The sequence below is a fragment of the Paenibacillus sp. 22594 genome (assembly GCF_052044425.1).
GTDB lineage: Bacteria > Bacillota > Bacilli > Paenibacillales > Paenibacillaceae > Paenibacillus_AQ.
On record NZ_JBQENA010000007.1, the window covers coordinates 234524 to 246562 of the forward strand.

Annotated in this window: 9 protein-coding genes; 6 read left to right on the forward strand and 3 right to left on the reverse strand. The window is 51.3% G+C overall.

Translation table 11 applies throughout. The annotated features are described in order from the left end of the window. Positions 1-37 precede the first annotated feature (37 nt). Both ald and ACTJKB_RS22130 read right to left on the reverse strand, forming a co-directional pair. Positions 38-1171, reverse strand: a complete 1134-nt coding sequence (gene ald / locus ACTJKB_RS22125) for an alanine dehydrogenase (protein ID WP_440836531.1) — start codon at positions 1169-1171, stop codon at positions 38-40. A gap of 317 nt (positions 1172-1488) precedes the next feature. Further along, entirely contained in the window at positions 1489-2715 is a 1227-nt protein-coding gene (locus ACTJKB_RS22130) for a Zn-dependent hydrolase (protein WP_440836532.1), read from the reverse strand. Positions 2716-2932: 217 nt separating this feature from the next. Here ACTJKB_RS22130 and ACTJKB_RS22135 point away from each other — a divergent pair, with 217 nt between their 5' ends. The 6 genes from ACTJKB_RS22135 (at position 2933) to ACTJKB_RS22160 (ending at position 10720) form a co-directional block, all read left to right on the forward strand. Further along, positions 2933-3808 (forward strand): aldose 1-epimerase family protein, encoded by an 876-nt coding sequence (locus tag ACTJKB_RS22135; protein ID WP_440836533.1) that lies wholly within the window; start codon positions 2933-2935, stop codon positions 3806-3808. A 326-nt stretch (positions 3809-4134) separates the two neighbouring features. Continuing rightward, positions 4135-5040: a glycosyltransferase family 2 protein gene (locus tag ACTJKB_RS22140; protein ID WP_440836534.1), complete on the forward strand. Its 906-nt coding sequence runs from the start codon at positions 4135-4137 to the stop codon at positions 5038-5040. Between the two features lie 30 nt (positions 5041-5070). After that, positions 5071-6126: a glycosyltransferase family 2 protein gene (locus ACTJKB_RS22145; protein WP_440836535.1), complete on the forward strand. Its 1056-nt coding sequence runs from the start codon at positions 5071-5073 to the stop codon at positions 6124-6126. Next, positions 6123-7256 carry a polysaccharide pyruvyl transferase family protein gene (locus ACTJKB_RS22150; RefSeq protein WP_440836536.1) on the forward strand — a complete coding sequence of 378 codons (1134 nt, stop codon included), beginning with the start codon at positions 6123-6125 and terminating at the stop codon, positions 7254-7256. Before ACTJKB_RS22145 ends, ACTJKB_RS22150 begins: the two co-directional genes overlap by 4 nt. Beyond that, entirely contained in the window at positions 7246-8784 is a 1539-nt protein-coding gene (locus tag ACTJKB_RS22155) for a lipopolysaccharide biosynthesis protein (RefSeq protein ID WP_440836537.1), read from the forward strand. Before ACTJKB_RS22150 ends, ACTJKB_RS22155 begins: the two co-directional genes overlap by 11 nt. A 619-nt stretch (positions 8785-9403) precedes the next feature. After that, on the forward strand, positions 9404-10720 hold the full coding sequence (locus tag ACTJKB_RS22160) for a glycosyltransferase family 2 protein (protein WP_440836538.1): 1317 nt from the start codon (positions 9404-9406) through the stop codon (positions 10718-10720). A 93-nt stretch (positions 10721-10813) separates the two neighbouring features. Here ACTJKB_RS22160 and ACTJKB_RS22165 read toward each other — a convergent pair whose 3' ends face one another. Then, entirely contained in the window at positions 10814-11926 is a 1113-nt protein-coding gene (locus ACTJKB_RS22165; protein WP_440836539.1) for a threonine aldolase family protein, read from the reverse strand. Positions 11927-12039 lie beyond the last annotated feature (113 nt).

A 12039-nucleotide genomic window follows, 5' to 3' on the forward strand; every position in this document is an offset into this window, starting at 1 on the left:
TCCCCCTCGATTTCTGTCTATAGCCGGTTCTCTTGCTTTAGATCAGAGTGAACTCTTGCTCTACTGCTTTCTCTACCGTGTAGTACTCTTCCCCAAGAGCCTCTGCGACGGCCTGGCAGGTGATTTTACCATTGGCTACGTTGACACCGCTCTTCAAGCCGGCATTGTCTTCAATCGCCTTGAACACACCTTTATTTGCAATTTGCAGCGCATAAGGAACCGTAACGTTGGTTAAAGCCATGGTCGAAGTTTTGGCTACAGCACCCGGCATATTGGCTACCGAGTAATGCAGTACGCCGTATCTCTCAAATACCGGGTTATCGTGGGTAGTTACCCGGTCAATCGTTTCTACAATCCCGCCCTGGTCAATCGCTACGTCTACAATGACAGAGCCGGGCTTCATCGCCTTGACCATTTCTTCGGTAACCAGCTTCGGCGCTTTCGCACCCGGGATCAATACCGCACCTACCAGCAGGTCCGCTTCGGCTACAGCCTTGGCAATGTTGTACGGATTAGAGATCAGCGTATTAATCTGTGCACCAAAAATATCATCCAGCTGGCGCAATCTGTCTGCGCTGAGGTCAACAATCGTCACTTCGGCGCCGAGGCCGATGGCCATCTTGGCTGCGTTGGTACCCACTACACCCCCGCCGATAATGCTGACCTTGCCTCTGCTGACACCGGGAACCCCGGAGAGCAGAATGCCTTGTCCGCCGTAGTTCTTCTGCAGGAACTGTGCGCCGAGCTGCACGGACATCCGTCCGGCTACCTCACTCATCGGCGTCAGCAGCGGCAGTGTGCGTCCGTCGACAACCGTTTCGTATCCGATAGCGAACACGCCTTTGTCCTTCAGGGCAGTAGCCAGAGCAGGCTCTGGAGCCAGGTGCAAGTAGGTGAAGAGGATGAGTCCAGGACGGAAGTAGCCATATTCGCTTTCCAGTGGCTCTTTAACCTTCATGACCATTTCCGCAGTTGCCCATACCGCAGCAGCTTCAGCGATCAGTTCAGCACCAGCTGCAGTATACTCTTCATTCGGGAATCCGCTGCCTAATCCGGCTCCGGCTTCCACCAGCACTTGATGCCCATCAGCTACCAGACTTACGACTCCTGCAGGGGTAATGGCAACACGGTTTTCGTTATTTTTTATTTCCTTAGGCACTCCAATAATCATTGTTCATCGCTCCCGTCTGTTGTGTTTCTCTTATGTAAAGAATGATAACATAGTAATTCTTTTTGCAATTTGGGTAAAAAGAAAAACTTTATCTGCCATGATTGTGTTTTAACACAATGCAGGGGGTAAAAACCCTATACTCGAACACCGTAACCCTTGGTATATCTGACAAAACCATCATCAAACAGGTACAAAAAGACACCGTCGCCGGTGTCTTTTTGTACTGAACGATATATAGCAGGTAAGAAATCAAGTGCCGCTGTTTAAGTAAAGCTTCCCCAATCCTCTAATATTCACGTCATGTTTCATGACACGTTTTACTTAGCCAATACAGCAAGCACCGTTTCTAGTACGACATTTACACCTTGCTCGCACTCCTCATAGGAGGTGAGTTCTTCCTCACAGTGACTTTTTCCGTTTACGCTCGGCACAAAGATCATGGCTGACGGAAGGAAACCGGCCACGAATTGGGCATCATGTCCTGCGCCACTGGCTATTTTTTTGCTGGAGTAGCCTAGGGTCGATGCCGCCTGCTCCACCAAAGCGCAGATTTCAGGGTCGAACCACACGGTATCGCGGCCCCACAGCTTGGTCTTCGAGACCGTACAACCCAGCAGCACTTCAGGCAGGCCGTCAATGATATCCTCTACCGTGCGGACAATGTCCATGTCTTTGTGTCTGGCTTCAACGGTGAAGATCACCTTGTTCGGGATCACCGTATGGATATTAGGCAGTACATTCATCCGGCCCATGGTGAAGACCAACCCGGAATCGAGCACCCCCAGCTTACGGCGCAGCTCGGTAATCAAGTCGGTGGCAGCGAACAGCGCATCCTTGCGCATATCCATCGGCGTGGTCCCGGCATGGTCGGATTCGCCCGTCACTTCAATCTCATAGCAGGCCATACCGACGACGCAGTCGACCAGGCCGATGGTGAGGTTTTCTTTTTCCAGCACAGGTCCTTGTTCGATATGCAGCTCCAGATAAGCAGTTGCTTCCTTGATCCGGTTCGCGGCATCCCCCGCATATCCGCTCGCTTCCAGCGCTTCCGCAAAGGTCGTCCCTTCCGGGTCCTTTTTCTTCAGCATCTCTGCCTTATCGAACTTGCCGGAGAGCACGCCAGAAGCCATCATCGAAGGCTCGAACCGCGCACCTTCCTCATTCGTGAAATTCATGACCGTCACCGGCAGCCGCGGCTTGATCCCATGGTCCACCAGGGTGCGTACCACTTCCAGACCGGCAATGACCCCAAGCACGCCATCGAAACGTCCGCCTTTCTTGACCGTGTCCAGATGTGAGCCGATCACCACAGGCGGTCCTGCTTCCGTCCCTTCAAGCGTTGCGTACATCGTTCCCATATCATCTACTTTGACCGTCATTCCCAGTTCTTCACAACATGCAGCGAAGTAATTCCGCACCTTCACATCCTGCTCCGACAGTGACAGCCGGGTCACCCCATTGTTCTCCGTACGCCCATAATCGGCAAAGGCTTCAATCGTATTCTTCAATCTCTCACCGTTCACGAATATTTGCTTCAGCTGCATGGCCCTATCCCTCCGCTTCGAACGCTTAAGTTTACACAATCATTGCTTTCTATATATGTTATACCATTCCGCCTGATTGTCATTTTACACACTGTAATAATTATTTTTTGGAATTGTTCACGATGTGTTACATTGGTTCGGCAGAAGTTTGATAGAATATGAACAGCAGTCAGCAGCAGACAGGGCTGGCCAACCATTGTGAAAGGGGCGTCATCATATGAACACCATTTTGCGCAGCAGCTCAGCACAGGCTGAGATCAGTACCCTGGGGGCGGAGCTTGTCAGCTTCACCCGAAAGGACACAGGCACTGAATATATCTGGAGCGGGGATGCCGCTTATTGGACAGGCCGTTCTCCGGTCCTGTTCCCCATCATCGGCGCCGTCCGGAACGGAGAGATCAAGGTACAAGGACAGGCGTACAAGCTTGCCAATCACGGCTTCGCCAGACGCAGCGAATTCACAGTCGTTGAAGCAAGTGAGTCCCACGCGGTATTCCGGCTCACCAGTAGCGAACATACCCTAGCCAGCTACCCGTTCCAATTCAACCTGTATATTACCTACACGCTGAATGAAAACACGCTTAAGCTAGACTACCGGGTAGAGAACATTGATCAGCAGGATATCTTCTTCCAGCTTGGCACACACCCTGCCTTCAATTGCCCGCTGGATGAGAACGGAAGCTTCAGTGACTATGTACTTGAGTTCTCCGAGACTGAGACGCTGGAGCGGGAGTTTCTGAATAGTGCGGGCCTGCGGATCAGCGGCAAATCGGAGCCAGTGCTGAAGGGTGAGCGCATCCTTCCGTTAACCCATGAGATGTTCAAGGACGATGCGCTGGTCTTCCAGAATGTAGCCTCCCGGCAGATCACACTGAAGAGTAAGCTTACCGGAAAAAGCGTGGCCGTCTCCTTCGAAGGCTTCCCGGATCTCGGCATCTGGCAGAAGCTGAATGCACCTTTTCTCTGCATTGAACCTTGGCAGGGATTTGCGGACAGGGATACGTTCGACGGCGAACTGCAGGACAAAGAAGGCGTAATCGCCCTGGTACCAGGAGCAAATTTCGCCAGCTCATTAACGATCGAAATCAATTAAAAAAGCCAAAAAAAGGCCGTAGGTCACCTTTTCAGGTGCTACGGCCTTTTTCTGTTGATATGATTTTACTGGCTAAGCGTTTCCCCACCTTCATTATGCATCGCGTCTGGTCAATTTCCGCTAATTACTCCGTGAGAAATGTTCAGCACCACCACATGAAATCAGGGCATTTTTCTGCCCTTCATTCACTGCTCCGTGATATTCAATAAGTAAACTAAAGTAGTATATACAACCTTTCTCTGCCAATAGTAAGCTTAAGTTAGCTTATAATCCCAAGTTATATTAACAAACATAGAATGGGAGAATTGGATAAGGGAGTGGAGTATATGCAAGGATTGTCAGTGGTTATCTGCACGAGGAATCGGGTACAGGACCTGACACGGTGCATTCATTCTATAACTAATCAGGACATAGGCCGGACCTGCCCCATAGAGGTTATCGTTATAGATGACGGCGCCATACCTGAAAAAGTCCTGGGCGAATTCGAAACGTTACTTACCGCGTGCGGTTATCCCTTTATCTATCACAGCAAGACGGACCGGGGGTTATGGCTGTCCCGGATCAAGGCAGTGGAGCTGTCCACAATGGATAAAATCCTGTTCCTTGATGATGACGTCGAAATCCCCGCTCATTACTTGTCCACGCTGAACCAAACCTACCTCGACTATCCCAACTGCGCAGGGGTTGGCGGCATTGCCATCGGGATGCGCAACAGCTTCCTTGGCACGATCCGCTGCCTGCTGTCTTTTCAGCAATCTTTATCGAGCGGCAAGCTCTCCCTAAGCGGCCAGGCAGGCTCCATGTACAATTGGCATAAGGCGAGGAAGATCTTCAAGACCGAATTCCAGCACGGCTGCAACATGTCGTTCAAGAAGGAGGCCATCAAGGATCTGGGACCCGTGCCCTGGCTCAAGAGCTACAGCGTCGGCGAGGACATTCTCATGTCACGCATCGCCCGGAAATCCGGCCCCCTATATATCAATCCCGAACTGAAGCTCCTGCATCATGAGTCACCAGCCTCCAGAGATAACCTCGAAGATGTGGCCTATACCCGGGTGCTGAACCATGTGTATCTGCTGAAGGATAAGAAATCAGGTCCTGTCGGATATCTCGCTCTCGTCTGGACCACGCTCTACCTCATTCTCCGGGAGCAGCCCAAGAAGAATGTCGCCGCCATTAACGGCTACAAAAAAGGGCTGAAGGAAATCTTCTCCAGACAAACCGCGAGGTAACAATCACTGCTTCAGGAAGGGAGTGGCCGCATGAGCCTAAGCATTGTAGTTCCCATGTACAATTTAGAACATTATGTTGAGCCCCTGCTAAACTCACTCCTGGATCAGAATGAGAAGCGGTTCGAACTGATTTTGGTGGATGACGGCTCCAAGGACCGTACGGCCCAGGTTGCTGAAGAGATGCTCGCAAGCCATCCCATTCTGCAGGCCAAGCTGATCCGCACACCTAATGGCGGGGTCAGTGCCGCCAGAAATACAGGGCTGGCCGCAGCAAGCGGTGACTATGTGCTGTTCCTGGACGGCGACGATTATGCAGACAGCAGTCTGGTACAGCGTGTAGAGTCCTGCACGGCGGACGGGAAGACGGATATTCTCTGCTGGGGCTATACCCTGGTCCGTGAGGACAGATCAACGATCGTGAGCTTCACTTCAGACGCTGGAGATACTACGGGAAGCGAAGCGCTGAAGAATATTTTTGTGCATAAAACCTTGAGAATCTGGACCGGCAGCATCGCCTTCAAACGCACCTTTCTTCTGGAGAACGGCATCTCGTATACCGAGCGCTGCGTGAACGGAGAGGATCAAGAGTTCATCTATAAAGCGTTGTCCAGGGCTTCACGGGTCATCTCGATCCCCGATGTGCTGTCCTATTATCTGCAGCGGACGTCTTCAATTACGGGGACATATAATGTGAACAAATTCGATGTGGTCGCCGCCTTCAAACGGGTGGATGAATATTTCAGCAAGCATCCTTTCAGTGAGGTTCACACGATATCCGCCCTCTTGCTGAACCGCGAGATGACCGAGAATTACTTCTACAATCTCAAGACCTGCCTGAACGGCACAAACAGCATCAGTACCCGCAAACTACTTCATGATATTGAACTCGCCTACCCCGGCGTGAATCAGGAGATGCTTGCGATCATGCGCAATTATCAGGGGGATGACCGTAAGCTAGCTTTTCAAATCAAGGTCTTCTTAATTTCCCCGTCTCTGTACGGGCAGTTGATTCATCTGGACCACAGCTGGCTACAGTTCAAACAGAAGCTCAAAGCCGTGATTAGCAGAAAGGAAATTAAGATATGAAGAAGAAAATGATGATTTACGCATACACGGAATTCAATCTCGGCGATGATCTGTTTATCAAGGTACTGTGCGAGCGCTATCCCGACACCCAGTTCATGCTTATTGCCCCGCGGCTGTACAAAGTGGTGTTCAAGGATCTGAACAATCTCAAGGTCTATGCATCGGACTCTGTCCTGTTCCGGGGAATCAACTACTTCTTCCGCAAGCTGAAGCTTCATCCCAACTTCATGCAGAAGATGCTGGTGGATCAGGGGGACGGCACAGTCCATATCGGCGGGTCTATATTCATGCAGGGCGAACACTGGTCTGAATACGTGGCGAATAACGAGAGCCTCCGCAATAAAAACAAACCGTATTATCTGATGGGCGCCAACTTTGGCCCCTTTACTGATAACGCCTATTATGCGGAGCATCGTCGGATCTTCCAGGAATATGCCGATGTCTCATTCAGAGAACAGTACTCCTATGATTTGTTCAAGGATTTGGGCAATGTCAGAATGGCACCGGATATTATTTTTCAGCTCCAGTATGATCAGGCTGCAGGAAAAGCCCCGGAAGGGCAGTATATCGCCATTTCGGTGATTAAGCCTTCCTCCAAAGCCCTGAGCGGTTTTGACAACCTCTATTATGAAAAAATGAAAGATGTTGCAATCCATTTCATTCAGCAGGGCTATGCCGTGCATTTTCTGTCGTTCTGCCAGCATGAAGGCGACCAGGAAGCGATCGGACAGATTTTGGGCCTCATTCCGGTAGAGCTGCAGCGTGAGACACAGGTTCACTTTTACAAAACAGATATGGATGAGATTCTCGCGGCGCTGGCGGGTGCCAGCTTCATCGTTGCTTCCCGGTTCCATGCGATGATTCTCGGCTGGGTATTTGGCAAACCGGTGTATCCAATAGCGTACAGCAGCAAAATGATCAATGTTATGAATGACGCTCATTTCGGCGGGCTGTACACGGATTTCGCGCATCTGGCCGAGGTGACTCCGCAGCAGGTATTCGAGAGTATGGCTGTGAACAGCCTGGATGTGACGCTCCAGGCGAACCAGGCGGAGAAGCATTTCGAGCAGCTTGATACTTACCTCTCACCGGCACCGCTTGTGGAAGGGAGAAGAAGTTATGAAAGCTAAACGCAGCATGCTGAACCTCGGCTTCGGACTCACGAGCCAGGTCATCACCATTATTCTCGGCTTCTTCATCCCCCGGCTGATCATGGTCAATTACGGCTCGGAAGCCAACGGTCTGATCGCGTCCATCGTGCAGATCATCAGCTATTTCGCCCTGCTCGAAGCCGGTGTCGGCGCAGCTTCGCTGCAGGCGCTATATAAACCCGTTGCCAAAAATGACTACAACCATATCAATTCCATTCTCGCCGCCACCTCCAGCTACTACAAAAAAACCGGGATTTATTATTTCATCTCGGTCGTGCTGCTGGCGGTCGTCTATCCCCTGGTGATCCATTCGGAGATCAACAAGCTGAGCATTATGGCAATTATCCTGTTCTCGGGACTGGGCGGAGCAATCAATTATTACTACCAGGGGAAATTCAGAGTTCTGCTGATCGCCGAGGGCAAAAGCTATATTGAAACCTCCATCGTCACGATTGCGAACATTCTGAACAATGTGGTGCGGATCATCCTGCTGCTGCAGGGCGTGGACATTATCGCCGTACAGGCGTCTTTCTTCGCGCTGACCGTTCTGCAGATGATTGCCTTCTATATCTATTCCAAGCGTTATTACAAGTGGATTGATCTTGGACAGAAGCCGGACTTTGAAGCCATCGGGCAGAAAAATTCAGTGATGGTGCATGAGATTTCCTATATGATCTTCCGCAACACCGATGTGCTGATCCTGACGATTTTCACCAACCTGAAGGTGGTCAGCATCTACGTCATGTACAATATGATCTTCACGATTGTCGACAACATCGTCCAGACCGTCAACGGAAGTGTGAAGTCGGCGTTGGGACAGAGCTATCATGAGGGCAAAGAGGCTTTTGTCAAATTCTATGATGCGTATGAGGTCTATTTCATGGGCCTGATCTTCTCGATCCTGACCGTCGTATACATTCTCATTCTGCCGTTCATGCGGCTCTATACGGCTGGAGTCAACGATGTGAACTATATCAACTTCTGGCTGCCGGTCCTGTTCGTGGTGATCAAGCTGTTGACCAATGCCCGCACCTCATCCAACAATCTGATCACAATCGCCGGACATTTCCGCAACACCCAGTTCCGTTCGATTATGGAGTCGGCCATCAACCTGGGCGCTTCGATCATCTGCGTGCTGTTCTTCGGGATCTACGGTGTGCTAATGGGAACCATCGCCGCACTGCTGTACCGTTCTATCGATATCGTAGTGTACGCCAACCGGGTACTGCTGGAGCGCAGCCCTTGGGTCACCTTCCGCAGATGGCTGATCAATGTCGGCGTGTTCGTGGCTATTGTCTTCATCACCACCAAGCTCGACCTTAGCATGACCTCCTATACCAGCGTAATCCTATGGGGTGTAGTACTCGGTCTGGTCATCCTGCCTATCTACTACATCGCCGGTTCCCTGATGGAACGCGAGGTGTTCCTCTACGCCTGGGGCTACGCCAAACGCTTCAGAACCAAGATCAAGCTGAAGCGCAGCAAGGTCACAGCCAGCCAGACGTAAGGCGGCAGTTCTTCAGCTGCACGGGCGGAAATGCTGCGCGGGCTGCATTGCGTGGCATTCCGGCGGCGCAAGAGCGGCACCGGGGCTGTATTGCGTGACATTCAGGCGGCGTAAGTGCGGCACCGGGGCTGCATTGCGTGGCATTCAGGCGGCGTAAGTGCGGCACCGGGGCTGCATTTCCCCTACAGAGCTCACTCGCTATCCTGGCATTGAACCGGCATCGTCCCGATCCTGCGCTAAGTGGAAAAAAGTAACCTAATTCGTTCGATTTGGCTCGTTTTGAGCATTTAAGTGGGAAAAGTAAACCTAATCCTCCCCGCTTGACCGAATTTCGCTTATTTACGCTGATTTAAGTCTACTTTTTCCCACTAACACTTACCGCAGTTATCCGCCTAAGGAAATAAGTGTATAAATTCCCACTAAATATATACATGACTGACAGATAGCTCACCTGAATTAGCGTTTGTCCACGATAAGCTGCCTGACGCAGCAATTTTGGGGAGCCTAGCTCCACAAAACGCAGCAGCGACTAACAAACTGTTGAGGATATGCTTCCGAGGCTTTTTTTTCGTAGCTGAATCGGGGTAGATTATTCAAAAAATTTTGAGGAGGTCCAACTATGGCTCACAGCGAGGAATTGCACCAGGCCGGATACCGCCTGCTAAACCAGCTCAACGAAGCTAGACAGCATCTGCCTGCCGGGGCGCTGTCCAGCGAAGAGCTTATACGAAGATGCAGAGACAGCATTGGCAGCGAAGCCGACGCAGGCATACGGGGGAATCTTGAGAATCTGGCCGGGGTGATCGAGGCCTATCTGTCGCAGCGCGCCTCAGCGGATGCGCTGGATTTCTACTTGTCCCAGCAATTCAACATTCAAGCCGTGAATATCCTGGAACTCATGAAAGGTCTCGCCGGGTTAAGAGCGGACGGCGGAGAGCAGGAGATCCTTTTTCCTTCACCTTCCGATCCCTACAACCTTCCCAAAGTCAGTGTAATTATTACTACTTATAATAGAAAAGACTTCCTGCATCAGGCCGTTCAGAGCATCCTGCGTCAGGATTACCCGCATAAGGAGATTACGGTGATTGACGACTGCTCCAGCGACGGTACGGCAGAACTCATGAGCCGGAATTATGGCGATGATCCGCGTGTATTCTTCATGCCGAATGAGACCAATCAAGGCCCGGGGAATAACCGGCGCAAAGCGCTTGCCGCTCATGGTGACGGTGAGTATATTCTGTTCCTGGATGACGACGACTATCTGATTGACCGGAGCTATTTCAGCCGCGCTGTCCATTTCCATCAAGAGCAACCGGAGATTGCTTTTGTGGCTGCGAATGTGTTCCTGGAGTATTCCAAGACTGAAGAGCTGAAGCCGTCCAGCCTGCAGCTAAACCGGATTACCCCGAAGGAGGCCTACTTCAGGAATTTTGAACAAAAGGGGTATCCCAAACCAGCCTCAACCCTGACAGCGGTCTTCAAGCGGGAAACGCTGATGAAGATGGATATTCTGAACATGAACATGGTCAACGACGCTTCGATTTACCTGCGTGCCCTGCTGATCGGGGACGCCGGGTTTATCGACACCCTTGCCGGAGTGTACCGGATTCATGGCAACAATATTACTTTTAACCTCAGCCAGTCTTTTCTGATCGAGAATTTGGAGGAAAAACGGCTGATCCGCAATATGGCCATCGAACGCTACGGCTATAGCAAGACGGAAATGAACGAATGGTTCAACCATAATGTGTATGACACCATCTCGTATTACCTGATGAATTCCGCCAAAAGCCACACCGATTTCAAGTCAATGTACAGCTGGGCCAGCGAACATTGTCCCAAGGCCTACAGCCAATTAAAGCGCCAGTTCCGCACCAAGCTGATGAAAAAGCAGCTGCTGCGCGTGTCGTTTGTCCGGGCATTGCTGAACCGGTAGACTTTCCTGCGATGATGATAAAAAAGGATGATAGTGTGCATGGGCACAGACTACCATCCTTTTTGGGTTGGGCAGCCCTGATCCGGGTGATCCTTAAGCCTCCCTCAGCAGCCGATCCAGCATCCCGAATGCCGCTTCCAGGTTCGCCTTGGGAATGCCGCTGTACAAATCTCCAATGCTCAATTCATAAAAACACGACGACTCGCTGCTCTCCCTCAAACGCGGAGTAAAGCCCACGCCGGTTTCTTCACTGATCCGGGTCAGAATCAGCTCTACCTTCACCTTGGACAGGGCAAAATGCACATGGAACATGTTCGACACCGGCACTTCCGGCAGAGTACTTACGTTATGACAGCCGTTGAACAGAGCCGCAAGCTCCTTGGCCTCCGCATAATATTGAGCCATCTTGTCCACTCTCTGCCGGTAATAATGCCGGGAGGAGATAATGTATGGATACAGGCTGATCAGGTCGCCGCCATGCCGCCGTTTCCAAATTTTCGATTCTTCAGTAAAGTCCGCACTTCCCGCAAGAATGGCCCCGGCAATTCCGCCAATGCCTTTATAAAAGGAGATATATACGCTGTCGAACAGGCTGCAGACTTCAGCGGCGGTTTTGCCGTAATACGGCAGCACCTCAAACAAACGCGCACCGTCCAGATGCAGCATAATCTCCTGCTCACGGCAATAGGCGGATATTGCTTCAAGCTCTGCATACTCCGGAAGCTGTCCGCCAATCTCGCGCTGCGGCAGCTCCAGCAGGAGACAGGCTATTCCCTGACCCATGTTCTTCACATCTTCCAGTGTAATCAGGCGGTCCTTGTCAGCGAGCAGCAGCGGCTCCAGATGATGCAGCTCTTTTAGCCCATCCTGCTCATGTATCTCCAAGTGGCAGAGCGGGTGGTACGCTACAGACTTGCTGCCCTTACGGTCGCTCCAGATTCGAAGTGCAATCTGCTGTGCCATCGTACCGCTCGGGAAAAATACAGCCGTTTCCTTCCCCAGCACCTCTGCCATTTCCGCCTGAAAACCCTCGATCAGCTTACCTGTACCGTACATGTCACTGACCACACTATCCTCTACCCCGGCAAAAGCCTCCTTCAGCACCCGGACCTCTCGTTTGCCGTGGCCTGCCAGCTGCATTGGAGCCGCATTAAAAGCTTCTAATAATGATTGGCTGTTATCGCTCATGGTTTTGCTAATATCCATACTCCTAACTCCCCTCTCCGCCTGCTTGGGTCTAGCCCATCTGACAAAATTATATCATTTCCCGCCGGAAACCCCCTTTTTTTCAAAAGTTCACGGTTTGTTCCCCGCTGTTC